Origin of the sequence: Candidatus Tisiphia endosymbiont of Micropterix aruncella (assembly GCF_965178575.1) — a bacterium.
Classification (GTDB): Bacteria; Pseudomonadota; Alphaproteobacteria; order Rickettsiales; family Rickettsiaceae; genus Tisiphia.
This window is the reverse complement of the sequence record NZ_OZ238268.1, coordinates 1,429,906-1,452,092: the sequence shown is the minus strand read 5'-3', so window position 1 is coordinate 1,452,092 and position 22,187 is coordinate 1,429,906. Positions and strand designations below refer to the sequence as shown.

The 22,187-nt window shown below is 33.4% G+C and carries 17 protein-coding genes and 3 pseudogenes; 8 read left to right on the top strand and 12 right to left on the bottom strand.

All coding sequences use genetic code 11. The features are described from left to right. Nucleotides 1-25: 25 nt before the first annotated feature. Nucleotides 26-940, bottom strand: a complete 915-nt coding sequence (locus ACN1AG_RS07065; RefSeq protein WP_417904860.1) for a murein hydrolase activator EnvC family protein — start codon at nucleotides 938-940, stop codon at nucleotides 26-28. A 90-nt stretch (nucleotides 941-1,030) separates the two neighbouring features. Here ACN1AG_RS07065 and rpiB point away from each other — a divergent pair, with 90 nt between their 5' ends. Then, nucleotides 1,031-1,465: a ribose 5-phosphate isomerase B gene (gene rpiB / locus ACN1AG_RS07060; RefSeq protein WP_341757886.1), complete on the top strand. Its 435-nt coding sequence runs from the start codon at nucleotides 1,031-1,033 to the stop codon at nucleotides 1,463-1,465. Here rpiB and ACN1AG_RS07055 read toward each other — a convergent pair. From ACN1AG_RS07055 to ACN1AG_RS07045, 3 genes are all read right to left on the bottom strand, one after another. Next, nucleotides 1,462-2,898, bottom strand: a complete 1,437-nt coding sequence (locus tag ACN1AG_RS07055; RefSeq protein WP_417904859.1) for a hypothetical protein — start codon at nucleotides 2,896-2,898, stop codon at nucleotides 1,462-1,464. The two genes, rpiB and ACN1AG_RS07055, sit on opposite strands and share 4 nt — an antisense overlap. A 447-nt stretch (nucleotides 2,899-3,345) precedes the next feature. Continuing rightward, nucleotides 3,346-3,888: a DUF2497 domain-containing protein gene (locus ACN1AG_RS07050; protein WP_417904858.1), complete on the bottom strand. Its 543-nt coding sequence runs from the start codon at nucleotides 3,886-3,888 to the stop codon at nucleotides 3,346-3,348. Between the two features lie 152 nt (nucleotides 3,889-4,040). Beyond that, complete coding sequence (locus ACN1AG_RS07045) at nucleotides 4,041-5,390, bottom strand: TolC family outer membrane protein (RefSeq protein WP_417904857.1); 1,350 nt, start codon at nucleotides 5,388-5,390, stop codon at nucleotides 4,041-4,043. Nucleotides 5,391-5,826: 436 nt separating this feature from the next. Here ACN1AG_RS07045 and ACN1AG_RS07040 point away from each other — a divergent pair, with 436 nt between their 5' ends. The 6 genes and pseudogenes from ACN1AG_RS07040 to ACN1AG_RS07015 all read left to right on the top strand — a co-directional run. Next, the gene (locus ACN1AG_RS07040; protein ID WP_417904856.1) at nucleotides 5,827-7,080 is read left to right on the top strand and encodes a hypothetical protein; all 1,254 of its coding nucleotides are present in this window, start codon (nucleotides 5,827-5,829) and stop codon (nucleotides 7,078-7,080) included. Nucleotides 7,081-7,479: 399 nt separating this feature from the next. Next, complete coding sequence (gene gyrB, locus ACN1AG_RS07035) at nucleotides 7,480-9,906, top strand: DNA topoisomerase (ATP-hydrolyzing) subunit B (protein ID WP_417904855.1); 2,427 nt, start codon at nucleotides 7,480-7,482, stop codon at nucleotides 9,904-9,906. A 144-nt stretch (nucleotides 9,907-10,050) separates the two neighbouring features. Then, entirely contained in the window at nucleotides 10,051-10,950 is a 900-nt protein-coding gene (locus ACN1AG_RS07030) for a DUF2608 domain-containing protein (protein ID WP_417904854.1), read from the top strand. A gap of 603 nt (nucleotides 10,951-11,553) precedes the next feature. Beyond that, entirely contained in the window at nucleotides 11,554-11,688 is a 135-nt protein-coding gene (gene rpmH, locus ACN1AG_RS07025) for a 50S ribosomal protein L34 (protein WP_417904853.1), read from the top strand. 3 nt (nucleotides 11,689-11,691) lie between these two features. Beyond that, entirely contained in the window at nucleotides 11,692-12,120 is a 429-nt protein-coding gene (gene rnpA, locus ACN1AG_RS07020) for a ribonuclease P protein component (protein WP_417904852.1), read from the top strand. 126 nt (nucleotides 12,121-12,246) lie between these two features. Then, a pseudogene (locus ACN1AG_RS07015) lies at nucleotides 12,247-12,414 on the top strand (IS6 family transposase); the annotation flags it as partial. 259 nt (nucleotides 12,415-12,673) lie between these two features. On the opposite strand, the gene lepA reads toward ACN1AG_RS07015, so the two are convergent. Further along, a complete protein-coding gene (lepA, locus tag ACN1AG_RS07010) occupies nucleotides 12,674-14,476 on the bottom strand; it encodes a translation elongation factor 4 (RefSeq protein ID WP_417904851.1) in 1,803 nt (600 codons plus the stop codon). Nucleotides 14,477-14,559: 83 nt separating this feature from the next. Here lepA and prfB point away from each other — a divergent pair. Then, nucleotides 14,560-15,670, top strand: a protein-coding gene (prfB, locus tag ACN1AG_RS07005; protein WP_417904850.1) for a peptide chain release factor 2 whose coding sequence is annotated in 2 segments (ribosomal slippage) — nucleotides 14,560-14,628 and nucleotides 14,630-15,670 — 1,110 coding nt in all. Because the reading frame shifts where the segments join, the coding sequence is not laid out codon by codon here. A 63-nt stretch (nucleotides 15,671-15,733) separates the two neighbouring features. Here prfB and ACN1AG_RS07000 read toward each other — a convergent pair. The 7 genes and pseudogenes from ACN1AG_RS07000 to ACN1AG_RS06970 form a co-directional block, all read right to left on the bottom strand. Then, nucleotides 15,734-15,883: pseudogene (locus tag ACN1AG_RS07000) on the bottom strand (IS6 family transposase); the annotation flags it as partial. Between the two features lie 62 nt (nucleotides 15,884-15,945). After that, nucleotides 15,946-16,334, bottom strand: a pseudogene (locus ACN1AG_RS06995) (transposase); the annotation flags it as partial. Continuing rightward, nucleotides 16,292-16,444 (bottom strand): hypothetical protein, encoded by a 153-nt coding sequence (locus ACN1AG_RS06990; protein ID WP_417904849.1) that lies wholly within the window; start codon nucleotides 16,442-16,444, stop codon nucleotides 16,292-16,294. The pseudogene ACN1AG_RS06995 and the gene ACN1AG_RS06990, both read right to left, overlap by 43 nt. A gap of 86 nt (nucleotides 16,445-16,530) precedes the next feature. Further along, nucleotides 16,531-18,300, bottom strand: a complete 1,770-nt coding sequence (locus ACN1AG_RS06985) for a glycosyltransferase family 2 protein (protein ID WP_417904848.1) — start codon at nucleotides 18,298-18,300, stop codon at nucleotides 16,531-16,533. 645 nt (nucleotides 18,301-18,945) lie between these two features. Then, complete coding sequence (locus tag ACN1AG_RS06980) at nucleotides 18,946-20,058, bottom strand: hypothetical protein (RefSeq protein WP_417904847.1); 1,113 nt, start codon at nucleotides 20,056-20,058, stop codon at nucleotides 18,946-18,948. Then, nucleotides 20,055-21,182 carry a non-hydrolyzing UDP-N-acetylglucosamine 2-epimerase gene (wecB, locus tag ACN1AG_RS06975; RefSeq protein WP_417904846.1) on the bottom strand — a complete coding sequence of 376 codons (1,128 nt, stop codon included), beginning with the start codon at nucleotides 21,180-21,182 and terminating at the stop codon, nucleotides 20,055-20,057. Before wecB ends, ACN1AG_RS06980 begins: the two co-directional genes overlap by 4 nt. Next, nucleotides 21,175-22,185, bottom strand: a complete 1,011-nt coding sequence (locus ACN1AG_RS06970) for a polysaccharide biosynthesis protein (RefSeq protein ID WP_417904845.1) — start codon at nucleotides 22,183-22,185, stop codon at nucleotides 21,175-21,177. Before ACN1AG_RS06970 ends, wecB begins: the two co-directional genes overlap by 8 nt. Nucleotides 22,186-22,187 lie beyond the last annotated feature (2 nt).

The window sequence follows — 22,187 nt, the reverse complement described above, 5'->3', positions numbered from 1 at the left end:
TTTATAAATCGCCCTATCTTTACACCTAATAGCTTACATAGTTTAGCGGATCAACAGCTATCTTTCCCTCGCGAATAGCAAAATGCAGCTGAGGATATTTAACCTCTCCAGTACTCCCTACATGTCCTATTATCTTGCCTTGTGAAATTGTTGCTCCTTTTTGAACAAGTAGGTCTTGCAAATGAGCATAAGCAACATAAAGGTCGCTATTGTCTAACTTTATTATTAATAAATTACCAAACTTTGTATCATTACCTGCAAACACTACTTGACCTGTTGCAATAGATTCTACAGCAGTTCCTTCGTCTGCGGCAATATTAATTCCTTTGCTTTTTCCTTTAGATGTTTGCTCACCAAATTTGATAATAATTTTACCTTCAATTGGTTTGATAAATTTTGGTGTATTAGTTTGGACAGCATTTTTCGTTTTTCTTACAAGACTTTCTTGATTTTTTTTATTTAATAACTCAGTACTAATCTTTATTGTGATAATTTGGGATTCATTAAGATGATATGGTGTGGAAATATTATTTAGCTCAGCTAATTCTTCAACTTTCTGACCATAATCATTTGCTATTGATACTAATGTTTCTCCTTGTTGTACCTCGTGGTAGATTAGCTTACTATCATTCGGTTTCACTTTTGGAACTATTATTACGTCGTCTCGATTTTCAGTTTCTATGGCATTACGATCTTTTAAGAAACCAGTTGGAGCGTCAAAATCTTTTTCCTTCTCATCAATTTCTCTACTTATTATTTCATCTTCATCGCTTTCTAATATCTTCTTATTTTCGGAATATGCTGTAGTTGGTGAATTGATGGTTGTAGGCTTTTTGGCAAAATCCTTTCCATGATTATACTCAATAGGGGCTGGAGGTTGTGTGCTACATCCAGAAATCAAAAACACTATAAAATAGACAAAAACTATATTACCCTTCATAACTTACCAAAAAATTTGCAATTTTATTATGCAATAAACTAACTTTAATATAGAATCAAGTCTAGTATTTTTTATCAAAATTAAGTAATTATGAAAACTTACGATGTTATAATAGCCAGTGATCACTCCGGATTTCTACTCAAGAGCAAAATTATCAGTTATTTACACGATAAAAATATATCTATTCTTGATTGTGGTACTTACAATCAAGAAACAGTGGATTATCCAGATTATTCTAAAAAAGTTGTTGATGGGATTTTAGAAAATATAGCTCCTTTGGGAATTTTAATTTGTGGAACTGGCATAGGTATGTCAATTGCCGCAAATCGTACGTCTGAAATAAGGGCAGCTTTATGTTTTGACTTATTTATGGCAGAAAGATCAAGGGCTCATAATGATGCTAATATAATAGTGTTAGGAGCTAAAATACCCAATGAGGAACTAGCTTGTAAAATGATCGATAAATTTTTAACGACTAAATTTGAAGGTGGAAGACATAGTGCTAGATTAGCAAAAATAAACTAATTTGCTGTTGCTTTTATTATCAAACAGCCCACATTATTATTTTGTTCATCAGAGATGTCCAATGCCGTTCTACAATGATAATTAGTAGGCTTAATGTTTATACCACGCATAATTAACAATTTTGCTATATAGTAATTACTAGTTTCTGCAGCTTCATGTAAAAGGGTATAATTATCATTCCCCCTTCTTTGGATGATTGGATAATTATCCAAAAGAGTCCTAAGAACAAATAAATTATTTTTTCTAACTGCCTCAAATGCTCTATCCGTTGCATCACTGACTATAGCAGTATGGAAAGCATTATCATAATTATCAATAAAATTATCTATCATCTTTCTTTGCTGCTTTCTATTGTCACTATCATAAATTTTCTTAAACATTTGAATAAATGAATACATATCCATTTGATCTAATCTTGCCTCTTCTGTAAGCTCTCCCAATATTACATCATCATTTGGCAAAAGTAACATTTGTGCTTCATCTTGTACAAATTCAGTTATTTTAGGCGATGTTTCTTTGATGGTGCTAGCTTTATCTTTTGTAATTGCAGATTGATGCTTATTTACTTCTTGCTCTTCTTTGATTACATTACTATCTTTCTCTAGGGCAGTTTTACTAGAGTCATCTAGTTGCTTATCCTTTTTTACAAATACTGGTATAGGAGTTTGAGGCTTAGTCACTTTAGATTCAGTATTTTCCTTAGGTAATACTATTGGTACGATAGGAGCAGTTACTTGCGGTTCAGTAGGCTTTTTTTCTTGCGAAGAAGGCAATATATCTAGATTAGGAGCAACCACTTCTTTATTATCTTCATTACTTGGCTGTTGCAATATTACTGGATATTTCTCTTTATCAGGTATAGTTACAGAAGGTACGATAGGAGTAGTAGCTTGTGGCTCAGACTTATTACTACTCGGAAGATCTATTTGAGGTTTAGACTGGGCAGATGAATCAAGTGACTTAATAGGCACAGCATCTTTAACCTCAGTGGGTGGAAGAGTAGGAGAATCTTTGTTGGTATTACTGTCATTCTTACTAGGCCTATCTAGATCAATTTTTTGGTACGGATTTTTATCTAATCGATCCAATTCTTTTGTATTTTCTAAGGTTGGTAATTTATGATTCCCTAAATCAATGAAGGAATCTGTCTCACCTTCTTCATTATTAGTATCTTGTGGTGTGGATGCTGGTTTGCTTGATCCTAATACTTCATTATCAATTTTCTTAGAATGCATAAATTGCTGTATTTTTCCCAGCAAAGAATCTGCCTCTTCTTTCTGTTTATTCACTTTATCACTTTCTAATTGTGGCAATGCTGGGGGAAGAGGTGGTGGAGCAGCATCAGCCTTATCCATAAATAAAAAGATAGTTATTAGGACTATAAAAAATTTATTACCTAAGATAATCTTCTTACTCTCCATGTTAAAGTACATTTATAATTATTCTCACGTTAAATTTATTATACAAGTAATCAAAAACGATAAATAGCCTAAGTATAGCTAACCCGAAAAGGTTTTATGTTAATCTTAGCTTAGCTAGAAGCGATGTCATCCCTGCAGGGTTTATGTCATTCCTGCTTCGGTGCGGAATCTAAAAACATGACCAAGATAGGTTGTGTTAAGTTATTTTAGACCCCTGCTTACGCAGGGGTGACATCGTAAGATCGTATTAGATTCCCGCCGTTGCTAAGAATGACATCGTTTTTGGTCCTGTAAGTACCATTACTTACATTAGCTTTTTGATCCACGCGGGCAATGCCTACGCGGGAATAACACCGAAGCCGTATTAAGAATTCTATCCCTTATTTATCAAAGCTTATAGCTCGACTTTTAAATTACCCTGTTAAAATAAGACTAACACAAATGATGTCCTCCACTAAGTCATTTTTGATCATTTGGTATTAATTTTTGAATTTCTTTTTCTACTAATTGTTTTACTAATAAAGGCAAGTTTTTATCTAACCATTGACTCAATTGTGGTCGTAACATTTCAATAATTAGATTCTCTAATGTTTTGACCGTAGGGTTCGAAGCATTTGCACTAATCTCTTGAGCTGTTTTCGAGAAATGCTGGAAAATCTTAGTGGTTTCTGCTGCAGATTTATCGGATACCAAGGATGTCTGCGATAGTTCCTCTTCTAGTTCACTATGCCTATTATTTTCTAACTTATTTGCCTCATCCCCTACTATATTTGTCAATTCTAGTATTTCATCATCGTTAGATTGGCTATTACTATAGTCAATTGAGGAGAAGTCGGTAGTGTCGTCTTCGATCGCTTGCCTATTACATATAGGCGTTGCTCCATCGCTCCTGCTACCCAATCCTCCTGAATTGACTGTACCACGACTATCAATCACTCCTTTAATTGATTTCAATATCTCTTCAACTGACATATCTTGGTTTTTTTTATGATCTTTACTCATACACTACTATGATTCCAAAAGTTAATAGACGAAGATGAAAATCATGATAGTAGCAGGAATTACCAAGTCGAGGTGCTAGGCGTACATTTAGTACGTGAACACCACATATCTTGGATAATGACGACGCAATTCTTGATTTTCATCGAGTATAATTAAAAACCTATAATAAGTTTCTTCTTGAGTCCTTTAAACTCATCTTCAGGAGTAAAATATTTAACTTTCAATTTTAAGCTTTTTGCTGTCAATTCCCCAAGTAAAGATTTTATTTGGTAAGCTGCTAAAATAGAGTCTCTGTGTGCATCAACTTTTGACACCCTAGCACTATGTAATTTTTCTTCAGCAATTAAAACGTCTAAGATTGTTTTAGAACCAACAATTTCTTCCTGCATTGTCCCATCGTAAGCTATTTGAGCAGATTCTACACCTTGTGATGTGGCAATAACTTTAGACTTTGCTGCTTCAAATCCTTCCCAACTACCAATAGCACTTGCCCGAATTTGTTTTATTGTATCATCAAGTTGAATAACTGCACTCCTAGTACTATTTTTAGCTTTCCTAATTTTTGAATATTCGCTACCCCCGTGAGAATAAATAGGTATATTAACTGATAATGTAGATGTAGTACTTCTATTATTGGTATTATATGGGCTTTCTGGAGTGTAATGGGTTTTACCAGATTGAACTTTAAAGCTTACCTTGGGTAAAAGTTCAGCTTTTGCTGCCAGTTCACTAGCTTTATAACTTTTAACACTATGTCTTGTACTATCTATGTTAGGATTAACATTTATCGCTCTTTGCATTAAATCCTCTAATGAATTAGGTAAGTTATCAGGTATAGGAGGCATATCAATATCATTCGCTTCTATACCGAACATCCGAATGAAGCTTGCTTTTGTTGCTTGATAATTAGCATATGCGGTTAACTTCTCGGTTTCAGCTTTTGCAAGACCAGCCTTGGCAGTAGCTAAATCTATTGATGTTGCCTCACCTAATTTTAGTTTTTCTTCAATGGTTTCTAATTGCTGTTTGTTAGCTTTTACACTAATTTCAGAAATCTCATATTTTTCTTTTGTTTCATAACAATCGAGATAAGTTTTTATTAGGTTAAGAAGAATTTTTTGTTCTTCTGCATAATATTTAGCACGCGATGCCCTAAAAGCTGATTGGGCGGCTTTCAAAGTTGCAACACTACTCCCACCACTAAATATAGGCTGCTCTATTACTAAAGCTCCCTGTTGTGATTTCAGCTCTCTTTTAGAAGAAGCAGCATATTGACTATTCGGTTTATTCGTATTAATAGCAGAATCAATATTATAAGACGCACTGGGCATAAAACCTGAAAAAGCTGCAGAAAACTGTTCAATTTCATTTAAAAAAGTCTGCCTATTGATTTGTAACTCACCATTATTATTATATGCACTAGTTAGAGCATCAGATAAGTTAACAGCATAAACTGAATAGTTTAGTAAAATGATAACGGTGAAGTATAGGAATTTATGCATAATTGGTTTTCTAAAAATATGTTTATGTTAAAAAATTTTGCTAGCTTATGCAAGAAGTTAAAGGTATTCTTGATCTAAAACTTGATTTGTTGTGATAAAGCTAGCACGTATAGCTAACCAAAAAATATTTAAGCCGTAGTAATGATGATAGCCTTAATGTCATTCCCTCTTCGGTGCGGAATATAAAAAATAGCCTGAAAGGCTATTATATATCGTAGATCCCTGCCTATGCAGGGATGACATAGCTTTAGCTAAGATAACATTAACATATGGCTAAAACCTTCTCGGGTTAACTATATAATAGCTCAGATCAAATCAATTAGCTATAACATATCAAAAACTAACTGTCAGAGCAATATAACAGTTTTAAAGTGCAGTTTTTATTTGTATTATTTGAGTAATAATTTAAAAATTTTAATATAATTCAATTATCTATATGCCTAATATATACTCTTTCCTTTCAAAAGTCGCTTTACCCACTATCTTATCAGATGCTTCTATTGCTAGTGCTATAGAACAGTTAAAGTTTGATTCTATGAAAACACTCAAAACGTTTCCTAGGAACTTAAGGGCTATTAAAAAAAGAGTTGACTATATATATAACATATTTCTTGATTCAGAAGATCAACAAAGGGAACGAGAAATAGCTGAATCATTCAAAGAAACAGTAGGTAATTCCTTAGATGAATTAGAAAAGTACATTGATGAACAGCAATCGGTAAAGGAAGAGATATTATTCTTTGAAGATGCTTTCATTGAGCTAATAATAAAAGTTCTTGAAAGTATTGTGGAGTTTCAAAATAGACTAGATAGCTTGTATCCTGGAGCGTCAAAAGAGATCGTTGATTATTTAGGTAATTTATTAATTGGTATAATAGCTGTGCAAATGCCTGTAGTTGGTTTAATACTCAAGGGAAGTGGCTTATTAGACTCAGTAAAATCTTTTCTCAGTACTGAGAATCTAACAAAGACAGTAGATAATTGGCAAGAAAAACTAGAAATAGTTAGAGAAAAACGAGCCGAAATAGAAAAAAGTACAAATCTTAAAGAAAAATATTCCAAAGCTACGCAGATTGTTGAAATCACAGAAATAGCAGGAGTATCACCTGTAGCTGTAGCAGGATTAGGGTTAGATATTGACTCTTTGAAGAAAATTAATAAATTGGTTGCACAAGATCCAAAAGAAAAAAAATCTTTTAAAAAACTTATTGACTTATCTGAAGAAATCCCTCATACTAAAGATGGTATAATGGGAGGTGTTGACCTTCTGCGTAAAGGTATGACTAAAATCCTTGGAAATATACCTGATCAAGGAAAAGAGCTAAAAAAATCAATTGAAACCGAATTATCTCACATAAAAGAAAACCTCCTTGCTGTATTAGATCCCAATAAAAGCATTCTTGAGAAGTTAGGATATTGCCACAAAGCAGCCAAAAATATATTGATTATTGAATCTAAAATACAAGAAACAGTCAAATTAATACCTGACAGGGAAAAAATCACCACATCTTTTGCAAATTTAGTTAAGGATAAGACAAAAAATATTCTACCAGCATATTTTTTGAAAAACCTTACATCGTTAAGAACCCCGTTAGAATCGTTACCTGAACTACTACAAGTAGGAAATGCTATGAAAGTAGTCCTTGAAAATAGTAGTAGTAAAACCCAAGGTGTAGTACGAAAAAGGTAACATTTTGCTAAAAACATGATTTTAAAAGATTAAAATCATGTTTTTACACGATAATCAAGTTTTTATTAAGTTATATAATTCATGGCAGTTTGAAAATCATGAAAAGAAGCTGAGAAGATGTCATTCCCGCGCAGGTAGCGGAATCTAAAAAATAGCCTAAAAGACTATTTAAACTTTTTTAGATCCCAGCCTACGCTGGGATGACATAAACTACCATGAATTGTAGCCTTCAGAAAAAAACTTGATTATCGAGTTTTTAGCTTTAGAAAGGTTTAAAATGCATTCGCGTTAGCCGCTTTAAGAATGCATTTTTCCTTATTTTAATAAACTACTTGAAAACTATACACTTGCTGTAATTTTGGTGTATAGTTATTCTTTATCTTTCATTTTATGTATAATATGTCAACTAATCAACAACAATCAATAGCAGAATTAGAATATGGAGCTGACTCCATCAAAGTTTTAAAAGGTCTTGAGGCAGTAAAAAAAAGACCCGGTATGTATATTGGTGATACTGACGATGGTTCAGGATTACATCATATGATTTATGAGGTTGTTGATAACGCAATCGATGAAGCTTTAGCTGGTTATTGTAACTTAATTGCAGTAATACTAAATGCAAACGGATCTGTAACAGTGCGTGATAATGGACGTGGGATACCTGTTGATATTCATGAAGAAGGCATATCAGCAGCTGAGGTTATTATGACTCAACTGCATGCTGGAGGCAAGTTTGATCAGAATTCTTATAAAATATCTGGTGGATTACATGGTGTTGGTGTATCTGTGGTAAATGCTCTATCAGAATGGTTAGAACTTAAAATTTGGCGAGCTAATAAGGAGTATTTTATAAAATTCAGAGATGGTGCTACTGAAGTACCACTGTTACTGAAAGGAGATTCATCAGAGAAAAATGGTACTGAAATTACTTTTTTCCCGTCTATTACAACTTTTAGCACGATTGAATTTAATTTTGCTACTGTGGAGCATAGGCTTAGAGAACTAGCCTTTTTGAATTCTGGTGTAAGGATATTATTAAAGGATCATCGTTTTTCTGAACAACAAGAAGTAGAATTCTGCTTTACTGGTGGTGTAGAAGCTTATGTCAAGTATGTTGATAGAGCCAAAACCTCATTACATAAATGTATAGCACTCAATACCAATAACCAAGCAACAGGGATTACTTTCGAATTAGCTATGAATTGGAATGACTCATATCATGAAAATATTTTATGTTTTACCAATAATATAAGGCAGCGTGATGGTGGTACGCACCTTATTGCCTTTAAAGCCGCTCTTACTAGAGTTGTCACAACTTATATTGAAAATATTGGGCTTAACAAAAAAAATAAAGTAAATTTCACTGGTGATGATACGAGAGAAGGTCTCTCATGTATTTTATCAGTAAAAGTACCAGACCCTAAGTTTTCTTCACAAACTAAAGATAAATTAGTTAGTTCTGAAGTGCGGCCTATCGTAGAAAATGCTGTATATACTAAGATTTTAGAATGGTTTGAAGAACATCCTAGTGACGCAAAAATAATTATTAATAAAATTATTGAAGCTGCAACTGCTAGAGAAGCAGCAAAAAGAGCAAGGGAATTAACTCGTCGGAAATCGGCTCTTGAAATTTCTAACTTACCTGGGAAACTTGCCGATTGTCAAGAAAAAGACCCTGCTCTTTCAGAGTTATTTATTGTGGAAGGAGATTCTGCCGGTGGTACAGCAAAGCAGGGTAGGGATAGGAAATTTCAAGCAATTTTGCCACTGCGAGGTAAAATCTTAAACGTTGAAAGAGCTAGATTTGATAAAATGTTAAACTCTGAGCAAGTAGGGACTCTAATAACAGCTCTTGGCACTGCTATTGGTAATGAAGACTTTTCTTTGGATAAGTTAAGATATCATAAAATAATTATTATGACTGATGCTGATGTTGATGGTTCGCACATCAGAACCTTATTACTTACTTTCTTTTACCGGCATATGCGTCAATTAATTGATAAAGGATATCTATATATAGCTCAGCCACCTTTATATAAAGTAAAAAAAGGTAATAACGAGCTTTACTTGAAAAATGAACAAGCTCTGCAAGATTATTTAGTCAAATCTACTATTAGTGATGCAACAATTATGTTATATAATGGGGCAGAGATCATTGGTAATGATCTTGAGGGGATAATAAAGGCGGTTATCAGGTTCACTACGTTACTTGACCAAGTAAGCAAAAAATTTAATCGACAAATTGCAGAATCTCTAGCTATAAAAGGTTTATTAGGTAATCAAATATTTGATAACGATAAGACAAATGAAATAAATCAGGCTTTAAATATTTTAAATCTTGGTGATATTACACCTGATAAGACAGATTGGCAGTTTATAGTTAACGCAAATAATATAGAATTTTTCCGCTTTGTTCGGGGGGTAAAAGAAAGTAAAATTTTGTCAAAAGAACAGCTTGAGTCTTTTGAATTTATTCAGCTAGCTAAAGCATTTACCCCACTTGTAAATTTATTTATTGGACAAGCAAAGTTGTTGATTAAAAACCAGGAATTTATGATTACGTTACCTAGTATGTTACTGAATTATATATTAGAACATGGTAAAAAAGGTATAGCTATTCAACGTTTTAAAGGTCTTGGAGAGATGAATTCCGATCAGTTAGGAGAGACAACATTAGATCCTCAAAAAAGAACTTTACTGCAAGTTAAAGTACATGAACAAGATAGTGCTGAGGTGATTTTTTCAACATTAATGGGAGATATTGTTGAACCTAGAAGACAATTCATTCAAGCAAATGCTTTGAATGTAGTTAATTTAGATGTTTAAAACTCATAGGCACTCCCTTAAAGGTTAACTAAATTTTTATAGCAAGAAGTAGAAGTGTATACTCGATGAAAATCAAGAATTGCGTTAATTTCCCATTGAGAATGCTTATCCTTTATTAGACATCATCAAGAAGGTTGTGTAACGATGAAAAATTACTTGAACCAGATTAAATTGGGTATCAAGATTGGATTCATGGTGTTCATGGGCTTTTTCGCTTTTGAAGCAAATGCTCAAATTGTACAAGCATCTTCGGTTAATGAGATTAAAACATATACTTCTCAATTTGACGGCGAAAACACTCTTGTTTTATTTGACCTCGATTATGTACTGTTTGTGCCACGGGATAGCGTGTTAAGATATGCGGGCGAGAAAGACAATTATCGTTCAAAACACCTCAAAGCCATCTTTAAAGATTTTCAAGGAAAAGAGATTGTACTTAATGGGTGTAAAGTACCGATGGAAGAGTATTTAACTAGTCAGATTTTATCTTCTAGTAAGGTTGAGTTGGTTTCTTCGGACATGCCAAGCTTTGTTAACGAACTTGATTCTCAAAAAATGACTATTGTCGGGTTTACGGCCAACAGCAGTGGGAAATACGGTATCGTTCAGAATGAAGCACAACTTCATTTATCACGCTTAAAGTCTCTTGGGTATCATTTTAAAGATAATGATGATTTATTAAAGGGTTACTTTCCTGAATGTATTTCTCGTGTTATATTCACGAACAAAACAGATAAAGGGAAAGTGCTTTTAGGTTTCTTGGAGCAATTAAATAAAAATTACAAAAATATCGTTCTTGTTGATGACAGATTGAAAAATCTAATTTCAGTACAAAATGTACTTAAAGATAAAGATCCTCAAATTAATTATCTAGGTATTCATTATACTGAGCTCAAAGATAAAAATGAGGTATTAAATCAGGATATAGCAGATAAACAGTTTCAGGTATTATCTCAAGAGCATATATGGTTGAGTGACGATGAGGCACAAGCTCGACTGAATAGGAGCTTCGTCCGGAATCTAAGGTTTTACAATTTTCGCTAGACCACGATTTACAAATGTGACAGAACCCTCGAATGACATCGGTAGTAGTTAAATTTAAGTTTATATCAACTATTGACTGTGACTTTTAAACTGCCCTAGTTTTAAATAATGTTATTTAACCTCAGTTCGATATAAGAATTAATAATTCTTATATCGAACTGGCTTTGTTATAAGGAAAAATGCATTCTTGAAGCGGCTGACGCGAGTGCATTTTAACTTTTTTCATCATTCAATATGTGATTTTAATAATTAAAATCACATATTACGTTAATTCGGGATAAGGATTAGTAAAAATAGCAGACATATATATACTACGAAGAGCAATTAATGTATGAATTCACAGAAATGCAATTTATACATATCCAAAATCTTGTATTAGTTATAGCTAAAGCATTTTTACTAATCCTTATCCCGAATTGACGTATATTGAATGGAGTGTTATATTTTAACAATCAGGTGGGCAGCCGCTTCAAACCTGATTGTTTCTATATATAACACGAAAGTTCGATGTAACTTGTTACATCGAATTCAGGTTATTTAAGTTGACAGTTTAACATTATCTAACTATAAAGAAATATATTATTTCGTATTGGATGTGAATTTATGAAACGTACATTTCAACCTAGCAATTTAGTAAGAAAAAGAAGACATGGATTTAGGACAAGAATGGCGACTGTCGGCGGTAGAGAAATTTTAAGGAAACGCCGAGCAAAAGGCAGAAAAAAATTATCAGCGTAGTAAGTGCTTATCTCATCCCTAAAAAATCAGAAAGAATTTGACCTAGTTAATAAGTTAGGAAAAAAGTTCCATTGTCTTTATTTTATCACAATAATAGCAAAGAATTCTACTAAACTCTTTGCAAAACTAAATGTGAAAGGTAATATTGACGACAAAACTACCCAAGTGCAGCTATGTAAGAAATATGGTGAGATTCTACATAATTCGTCAAATACATTACTTTTTGGCATGAAAGTCGGAAAAAAGTTAGGAAACGCTGTTATTCGTAATAAAATCAAAAGACGCATTAGGCATTTAGTTAGACTGCTAAGCAAGGAATCAAAATTCAAACAAAATAGTTGGGCAATGATAGTTGTCCCTAGGAAAGGTTTTGAGCAAATTGAATTTGCAACTTTATTAAGTGAACTATATAAGATAGTTTCAAAGGTGTAATCCTTGTATAATGCATAAATTACCTTGCTTGTAATAAACCTATTAATATACAAATACCCCCGGTTCTGTCGCATCTATTGCAAATAACACAAGGGAAGAGTAGAATAGTGTAAAGAAAGTATATCTATGCCATTTTATATTTCTCCGAAACTGCTTAAATATTTTAAAGGATTCTGTTCTTCACCAAAAATCATCATGTTATTTGTTTATATGAAATGTAGATTTTCTTTGAGCTATCAAGATTTAGAAGAAATGGCTATTATTAGAGGCGCTAGAATAGATCATGCTACTTTAACCTGAATTCGATGTAACAAGTTACATCGAACTTTCGTGTTATATATAGAAACAATCAGGTTTGAAGCGGCTGCCCACCTGATTGTTAAAATATAACACTCCATTCAATATGTGATTTTAATAATTAAAATCACATATTGAATGATGAAAAAAGTTAAAATGCACTCGCGTCAGCCGCTTCAAGAGTGCATTTTTCCTTATAACAAAGCCAGTTCGATATAAGAACCCTAGCATGTTGTATTGAATTCAGGTTATGATATCACTCATCTCCTATTTTAAGAGCAGCTATAAAAGCAGATTGAGGGATCTCAACATTACCAATATTACGCATACGTTTTTTGCCAGCTTTTTGTTTTTCCAATAATTTACGCTTACGAGTTATATCACCGCCGTAGCATTTAGATAAGACATCTTTACGCATTGCTTTGACAGTTTCTCTAGCAATTATTCTACTGCCAATAGCAGCTTGAATAGCAATTTGAAATAATTGCCTTGGGATTAGATCACTGAGGCGTTTACACAATTCTCGACCTCGATATTCTGACCTTGAACGGTGTACTATAGTAGATAAAGCATCAACTGGCTCGCTATTAACTAAAATAGATAATTTTACCAAATCACTCTCCTGATAAACATCTATTTCCCAATCAAAGCTAGCATAGCCTTTTGTGTAACTTTTTAACTTATCATAAAAATCAAATACTATCTCATTTAACGGTAATCGGTAAATTACCATAGCCCTACCGGCTACATAAGTTAATTCAATTTGCACCCCTCTTTTATCGGTACATAAAGATAACACATTACCTAAAAACTCATCTGGTACTAATATTGTTGCCTTAACCCAAGGCTCTAACATTGAGTCGATATTTTGCACAGGTGGCAAATCAGCTGGGTTATGTATTTCTAATTGATCTCCACCACGCATATTAATCTTATAAATCACACTAGGAGCGGTGGTTATCATATCAAGGTCAAATTCGCGTTCCAATCTTTCTTGTACTATTTCAAGATGTAGTAACCCTAAAAACCCACAGCGAAAGCCAAAACCTAAGGCTGTTGAACTCTCTGCTTCAAATTCAAAGCTAGCATCGTTAAGTTTTAATTTAGCTAAAGAATCTTTTAAATGCTCAAATTGAGAAGCATCTGAAGGATATAAACCACAAAACACTACCGGTAAATGCGGTTTAAAACCAGGCAAAGATTCCTTACAAGGTCTTTTCTCGTCAGTTATTGTGTCCCCAACTTTACAATCAGCAACTTGTTTTATTGAAGCAGTAAAGAAGCCTATTTCTCCTGGGTATAAAATATCTGATATATGTTTTCTAGGAGTAAAATACCCAACATTTTCAACATTATAACTAGAATTGGTAGCCATCATTTTAATACGCATATTCTTGCGTAAAACTCCATCGATAACTCTAACTAAAATTACTACCCCTAGGTAAGAATCGTACCAGCTATCAACCAATAATGCCTTTAGAATATCTGTTTGATTAGTTTCTGGACATGGCAGCCTATTAACAATTGCTTCAAGTACCTCCTCTATTCCTATACCACTTTTTGCAGAAATCAATAATGCATCGCTTGCATCTATACCAATTACATCCTCTATCTGTTGCTTAACTTTATCAGGATCAGCAGCTGGTAGATCAATTTTATTTAGGACTGGAATAATTTCATGATTATTATCGATCGCTTGATAAACATTTGCTAGAGTTTGTGCCTCAACACCTTGGCTACTATCCACTACTAACAAAGAACCTTCACAAGCAGCTAACGATCTACTCACCTCATAAGAGAAATCCACATGACCAGGAGTATCCATTAGGTTTAGATAGTATGTATTACCATCTTTTGCTTTGTAAGTTAATCTAACAGTCTGTGCTTTGATAGTGATACCACGTTCTTTTTCTATGTCCATTGAGTCAAGTACCTGATGACTCATTTCTCGAGTTGCCAGCCCCCCACAATATTCAATTAATCTATCTGCTAGAGTAGACTTACCATGATCAATATGAGCGATGATTGAAAAATTTCTGATAAAGTTTTGATTATTCATGGTATATTTGGTATAATGTTAAAATTAGAAAGAAGTTTTATCTTTATATAATAAAATTCCATTTTATAGTAGGAAAATTAATAATGCGTGCTGAAATTGAACATTATGTAAAAAAAATCGAACAGTCTTTAGAACTGCTCAGGAGGTCGCTTTGATTTCGATAACGCAACCAAAAGGCTTTTAGAGCTAGAAAATATATCAGAAGATCCGGATCTGTGGAATAATCAAGAGAAGGCCTCGAGTATCCTAAAAGAAAAAAGACTTCTAGATATCAAGCTTAACTCGTTTAAACAACTTCAGTCTAATCTTACGGAATGTTTAGAACTTGAGGATTTGGCATTTATTGAAAATGATCAACAAGTTTTGCAGCAAGTTCAAGAAGATTTAGGGAAGCTATCTATTATTGCCGGAAAATTTGAAACTGAATGTTTATTTTCTGGAGAATTTGACAGTAATAATTGCTTTCTAGAAATCAACGCTGGAGCTGGAGGAACAGAAAGCCACGATTGGGCATCAATTATGATGCGTATGTATTTACGCTTTGCAGAAAGGTTGGGTTTTAAAAGTGAAATTATTCATCTTATTAATGGCGAAGAAGCTGGAATAAAATCATGTACTATTAAAATTAATGGTTACCAAGCATATGGTTGGTTTAGAACAGAATCTGGTGTGCATAGGCTAGTTAGGATATCACCTTTTAATGCCGCAGGTAAAAGGATGACTAGTTTTGCTAGCAGTTGGGTATATCCAGAAATTGATGATGATATTTCCATTACAATAGATGAAAAAGATCTTAGAATTGATACTTATAGGTCTTCCGGTGCTGGGGGACAACATGTAAACACTACCGATTCTGCAGTAAGGATTACCCACTTACCAACTAATATCGTAACCCAGTGCCAAAATGATAGATCGCAGCATAAAAACAAAGCACAAGCTATGAAAATGCTTAAAGCAAGGCTTTATGAGTCAGAGTTAAAAAAACGTACCGATGATATTAATGAACAAAATGCATCCAAGACTGAAAATGGTTGGGGACATCAAATAAGATCTTATGTATTACAGCCTTATCAGATGGTTAAGGATTTACGTACCAACCATGAAACTTCTGATACTAAGGGTATACTTGACGGGGATTTAGAGAAATTCGTTTCAGCCAGCCTATCAATGAGTATTGGTAATATTAGTCATTAGACGGTTCTGTCGCATTTGTAAATCGTGGTCTAGCGAAAATCGTAAAACTTTGGATTTTGGACATTATGATGCCATGAGCATAACAAAATGCTCAAAAGTAGCAAAATTATTATTAGCTCCAGTAATTTGTCTTTTTTGAATCATACGAATATTTTCTATACCAGTAATAGTAATAGTAGCAGAGCGAAAACTCTTAAACCCCAGCATCGGTTTGGTATAATGGACTGAAAAATCAACACAAAAAAAAGATAAATTTGTTTCCTATTTTGCATTTATTAAGGAGCAATTTGCATGTAGTTTTGCATATAATTAAGATAGACATGCATAGGTTTTTTATAACCAATAGCTGAATGAAATCTTTGATAATTATATTTATTCATATAATTATCAACACCATCTTTTAGTTCCTTAATCCGTTCATTGAGATTTGAATGTTATGATCTTTCAGCATCTGTGTATGGTCATGGTTAGTATATTGACTGCCTTGGTCACTATTAAATATTTTTGGAGCTTTGTATTTATTAAGGGCATCTTTTAATACATCAGTTACCAAAGTCACATCCATTGAATTTGATAATTTATAACTCAATATGGCTTTACTATGCCAATCTATAATAGCAGCTAAATACATAAAACCACCATTAGTTCTGACATAAGTAACCTCAGTTCGATATAAGAATTATTAATTCTTATATCGAACTGAGGTTCTTTTAATAATTCTAGCACTATTTTTGTTTTTTCTTCGGCACTGAAAATTCTTACCTTATTTTTCATAGTTGTTCCTTTTAAGTTTAACTCTTTTATTCTAACTTATTACGGAAACTTAACTACTCTCTTTTTTGTCTAATTTCTTCAGTCCATTATATACCTAGTTTCCTACAAATTTTGTTCCACGTTATTCTAAAACCATCTACACGCAGCGATCTAATTAACTTCACTATTATATTAGGGTTACGTCTCTCAGATATATTAAGATTACCTCTCTCAGATGGCCAGTCATTAAATTTTATTAATTTATCTAATGGCAAGCTAGATATATTTGCTGCAGAAAATAGTAACAACTGAACGTGCTTATCAAATTGACTTAAATATTCATCGTTCATAACAAATGATGCAATATTGATTAATCCTATTATTGTTTTTTTAGTATTTAGGCATGTAGTAGTACTGTAATTAACTCTAACCTTCGATAATGCAAGGTCAATCGCTCCTATCTCATATTTGCTTGCTATAGAGATCCATAAGCATACATCTTCACCAATTCCTATATTTTCAGGGAATTTGTTTGACATAAAAATAGAAGTTTCTCCCATAACAGTAGGCATTGCTATAGGACATTCAGCAATGATCTTAGGGAATACCTGACCTCTGAAAGTAGCAGAACTCATATATTTAATCAGCTCCCCAGCCCAATCTATTCTATGGTAAGAAGTATGTGAGAATAATAAACTATTATCCTTCATAAACTTCAATTGAACCTCAAGTTTATTGTCATAAAACAAATCATCAGAATCAATGAACGCTATGTACTGCCCAGATGCATGTTTAATACCTAGGTTACGTGCTGCTGCTGGTCCTGCATTTTCCTTACGAATATATTTAATCCTACTATCTTTATTGCACTCCTCAATTAACCTAGATACATCATCTTCAGAACCATCATCTACTATAATCAATTCAAAACACTTATGAGTTTGAGCAATAACACTTTTTATAGACTCAATTGCCAAATCAACTCTATTATAAATTGGCATAATTACACTAATCTTAATATCGGTTAAGAGATCCTTAGCCATTGACTTAGCTAGTTCAGATGCTTGATAACAAGAAGCATTTGCAAAAAAAACACTAGTACGATGCAGGAATAAATAAGGTGATCCTTCCATTATAGTCATTTCTTCTAAAGTTAACCTTCTGAGAAACCTAGACCATAATTCACTACATTCATTCATATGGCTAGTAATTTTATGTGTTCCTTGGTCTAGATGAGTACGACTTTTAATTAAAATATGATCATCAAAATGAATAGGTGCTATCCGTAAAAACTCAAACCAAAGTGCATAATCTTGGGTAGTTAGTAATGTTTCATCAAAAGTACCAATTTCACGGAAATATTTTATGGGTATTAAAAGAGTACATCCATGAATTAATCCTCGCATAAGAGGGAATAATGGGATATTACATTTTTCTGCTGATAATATTTTATCTGGTCTTATAAAAGACAGTGACTTAGAGTTATGATCTATAACTTCATACCCTCCGTAAATAATCGTATTACGACTGGGAAGAGTATTAAGTATATTAATTTGATGTTCAATTTTATTTGGATTGTAAACATCATCATGACTAAGCCACGAAAAATACTCTCCTTTCATTTCCTTAATTGCCAAATTCAATGCTGAGCCCACACCACCATTTGGCTTAGAGAAATAACGAATCTTATCACCATAAGATAAAGCTATGTGTTCCGTTTTACCATTATCACTTGATCCATCATTAACAACTAAAATTTCTAAATTTTTATAAGTCTGAGCAACTGCACTATCTATTGCTTCACGCATATAATTAGCACCGTTGTAAACGGGAATAATGATTGAAACTTTTGGGTATATATTTATTATTTTATTCACTATTTTCTCTTTATATATTTTCTAAATTGACAATAAGACTTATAGATTAAATGCAGTGATCTATAATATACAAAAACCTTACAACTAAAGGAAACCATGATATACTCAATGAAAATCAAGAATTGCGTTGTCGTCTTTAGGGATCGTAGGTAGCCACGTACTAAATGTACGCCTAGCCTCGACCCTTCGACTCCTGCTACTATCATAATTTTGATTCTATCGTCTATCACTCGATAATCAAGTTTTTTTCTAGTTCATAACAATTGGCTTATTGCAGGGCAAATGTTTGTGTTAGTTTTTATAATATTGAAACTTTTAGGTTAATAAGGTTATAAGATTTATTTTATAAGTAGTATTAACAGCACTAAAGTATAGGTTTTTCCCTCTGCAAAATATAATTTTTTTAACAATTTTAAAAAACTTGATTATCGAGTATCAACTCTTCATTTATAGAGTAGTTATACTCGTTGGTTATGAAATGTATCCGCAATCTTCAAAAACTTTTTCCCGGTATCCTGAAATTGTTGAATGCTCATAAATACATAACCGTAATATCTATACATTTTGGCTATGCTGTGTTTGATCAATTCTCGAAAAAAAAGACCATATCCTAGGAAAATAGTCAGTCCAAACATAGTTATCTTCTTATTTAGCTATATCAAATAAATTTTTAAGCTTCCTATAAATTCTTACATATATATTTCTAGAGATAACAGCTTCACGAGTCGTAAGTAGCTCATCACGAACTCTTAATTCAGTTTCACGAGTCGCAAGTAGCTCATCACGAACTCTTAATTCAGTTTCACGAGTCACAAGTAGCTCATCACGAACCTTTAGTTCATATTCCCGGGAATTGAAATCTAGAAATTGAGAAGCAAATTCTCGTATTTTTACATTATACTCTCGTGCTTCCTTCAAATAATTATCTGTTTTCTCAAGAGTTATTATATCAAAGATCTCTTTTACCGATTTCGTAGCTTCTTGTTCAATAAATAATATCATTGTTCGTTGACATGACTGAATAGCACATTTCATATTACTCCTTTCAATCTCACGAGAAACTACTTGATCTATAAACCGAGGGAAAATAGTCCGAATGGCATTTAAATTACTTGTGCTATCTAATAGAACTTCTTGAGAATATATTTCGTTGAAATAGTTTGTAGATTTGACTAAAGTCTTTATGGCGTAGAACCCACCGTATGGAGGGTTAATTGGCTGACCTTTAAAATCAGCGATATGTAAATGCTTGCATGCAAGCACATGCCAATCTAAAAAATCTTCTGGATACCACCCAGATTTATGATCCTGCCACGTTCCACCATGTAAATTCCACCCATCTAAACTACTAGCATGAGTTTCCTGAGGCATAAAACCTAAGGGAGTGAATAACACTACTTGCCTACGTGCAACACGCTCAGATTCACTAATAACCTCTAGACCAATTTCTTTAGTCATATGTTCAATGACGTCAATTAAAAATATCGAATCAACAGCATTATTAGGCAGTGCTGATAGTGCCTGTTTCGCATCAAGCGAAATAATTATTGAATTTGTTCCATCTAGGTTTTTCTTAAGTATCTCAACATACTCAAGATGAGGCTCAACACAAATGAGAAAATCAGGTATTATAAACTGTTGTGGACGAATACCACAACCAATATCCATCACAATAGAAACAGTTTCAATTAGCTCAGAAGCCCGTTTAAAAAATGTTTGGCTATCACACCACTCTAGCATTTGATTTGCTTGTTTCACTTAAACCACACAACTCTATTAATATAATCCACGTAGCTCAAAACAATACGGAGTATTTTTTGTGAGACTAAGCCAGCATTATAATCTGAAACGATTGTTTGTAAATGACTATGTTTACTATGTTGTTTGGTTACAATGCGTACAGCATCTAGAACCTTTTCTACTTTAAGACCACTCATTATCAAAACACCTTCATCCATACCTTCAGGTCTTTCGTGAGTATTACGAATGGTAATTGCTGGTAATTTAAGAATAGAAGCTTCCTCAGTAATTGTACCACTATCAGATAAAATGCAGAAAGCCTCCATTTGCAGTTTGATGTAATCTAGAAAACCGAATGGTTTTAAAAACCGAATTTGTTTATCCAAACCTTTAATACCTAATTTTTCTAACAGCTGACGTGTACGAGGATGTGTTGATACAACCACGGGCATATCATATTCTTTAACCAACATCTGTAAAGTATTAAGTAAGTCCTGTAAATTGGCTGACACATCTACATTCTCTTCGCGATGAATACTGACTAGAAAATATTGATGAGCTTGAAGTTCTATCCTATCTAGCACATTTGATAGATGCACTTTAGGCATAAAATAACCTAACACTTCTTGCATATGCGAACCAGACTTAATAATTCGCTCTGGCGATACACCTTCGGCAATAAGGTAACGACGGGCATGTTCAGTCAGAACTATATTGATATCACTTAAATGGTCAACTACTTTACGATTTAGCTCTTCTGGTACTCTTTGATCAAAACAACGGTTGCCGGCTTCCATATGAAAAACTGGTATCTTTCGCCTTTTGGCTGCGATAACCGAAAGGCAGGAATTCGTATCACCATAAAGCAATAATGCATTTGGTTGTTCTTTTCCTAAAACCTCATCAGTTTTCTCAATAATGCGTGCAATGGTTTGTGTTGCATTACCACTAACAGCAGCTTCTAAAAAATAATCTGGTTTACGAATGTTAAGATCGTCAAAGAAAATCTGATTCAGTTCATAATCAAAATTTTGCCCTGTATGAACCAAAATATGGTTCGTATACTCATCAAACTCAGAAATTACTCTAGACATTTTAATAAGTTCTGGGCGAGTACCAATAATGGTCATTACTTTAAGCATTAAGTTGCTCTTTAATGAAGTCAAGTGTTAGTAAGAGTTTTTTAACTTGTTCTATATTCAATCTTTCTGTATTAGATGATGTATAGTCAGTTAGAGAAGCAACGTTTAGATCTCCTTCTACAAAAAACTTTGAATAATTGAGATCACGATTATCGGCAGGAATCCTGTAATAACTTCCTAAATCTTCAGCTTTGACCATCTCCTCAGAAGAAACCAAGGATTCATAGATTTTTTCTCCATGACGCACGCCAATTAAACGAATTTCATTATTAGTATTAAATAATTCTTTTATAGCATGAGCTAATACTTCAATTGTTGCGGCCGGAGCTTTCTGCACAAAAATATCACCTTGTTGCCCATGTTCAAAGGCATATAACACTAAGTTTACAGAATCTTCAAGTGACATTAAGAAACGTGTCATATTTGGGTCGGTAATAGTTAGCGGTTTTCCCTCTTTTATTTGATTAACAAAAAGAGGTATTACCGAACCACGGGAAGCCATTACATTACCATAACGAGTACAACACAGGACGGTATCTCCTTTAGAACTCATTCTAGCTTTAGCTATCAACAATTTTTCCATCATTGCTTTTGATAAACCCATGGCATTGATAGGATATACCGCCTTATCAGTACTGAGTACCACAATCCGCTCAACACCATTGGCAACAGCTGCATTCATCATATTTTCAGCTCCCAGTACATTAGTCCGCACTGCTTCCATCGGATAAAATTCACATGATGGAACTTGCTTCAAGGCTGCAGCGTGGAACACATAATTAACATTTTTCATAGCATAGTAAATACTATCATAATTTCTTACGTCCCCAATATAAAACTTAAGCTTTGGGTTATTGAAAGCAATCCTCATATCTTCTTGTTTTTTTTCATCCCGACTGAATATGCGAATTTCTTTAATATCACTTTCTAGTAATCGTTTCATCACTGTGTTGCCAAATGACCCCGTACCTCCAGTAATCATTAAAATTTTATTAACAAACATTC

Coding starts and splice junctions, on each gene's coding strand:
- wecB (WP_417904846.1), bottom strand. CDS start 21,182: ATGCTTAAAGTAATGACCATTATTGGTACTCGCCCAGAACTTATTAAA.
- ACN1AG_RS07030 (WP_417904854.1), top strand. CDS start 10,051: ATGAAAAATTACTTGAACCAGATTAAATTGGGTATCAAGATTGGATTC.
- ACN1AG_RS07055 (WP_417904859.1), bottom strand. CDS start 2,898: ATGTACTTTAACATGGAGAGTAAGAAGATTATCTTAGGTAATAAATTT.
- ACN1AG_RS07050 (WP_417904858.1), bottom strand. CDS start 3,888: ATGAGTAAAGATCATAAAAAAAACCAAGATATGTCAGTTGAAGAGATA.
- ACN1AG_RS07065 (WP_417904860.1), bottom strand. CDS start 940: ATGAAGGGTAATATAGTTTTTGTCTATTTTATAGTGTTTTTGATTTCT.
- ACN1AG_RS06970 (WP_417904845.1), bottom strand. CDS start 22,185: ATGTTTGTTAATAAAATTTTAATGATTACTGGAGGTACGGGGTCATTT.
- rpiB (WP_341757886.1), top strand. CDS start 1,031: ATGAAAACTTACGATGTTATAATAGCCAGTGATCACTCCGGATTTCTA.
- ACN1AG_RS07040 (WP_417904856.1), top strand. CDS start 5,827: ATGCCTAATATATACTCTTTCCTTTCAAAAGTCGCTTTACCCACTATC.
- ACN1AG_RS06990 (WP_417904849.1), bottom strand. CDS start 16,444: ATGAAAAATAAGGTAAGAATTTTCAGTGCCGAAGAAAAAACAAAAATA.
- lepA (WP_417904851.1), bottom strand. CDS start 14,476: ATGAATAATCAAAACTTTATCAGAAATTTTTCAATCATCGCTCATATT.
- ACN1AG_RS07045 (WP_417904857.1), bottom strand. CDS start 5,390: ATGCATAAATTCCTATACTTCACCGTTATCATTTTACTAAACTATTCA.
- gyrB (WP_417904855.1), top strand. CDS start 7,480: ATGTCAACTAATCAACAACAATCAATAGCAGAATTAGAATATGGAGCT.
- rpmH (WP_417904853.1), top strand. CDS start 11,554: ATGAAACGTACATTTCAACCTAGCAATTTAGTAAGAAAAAGAAGACAT.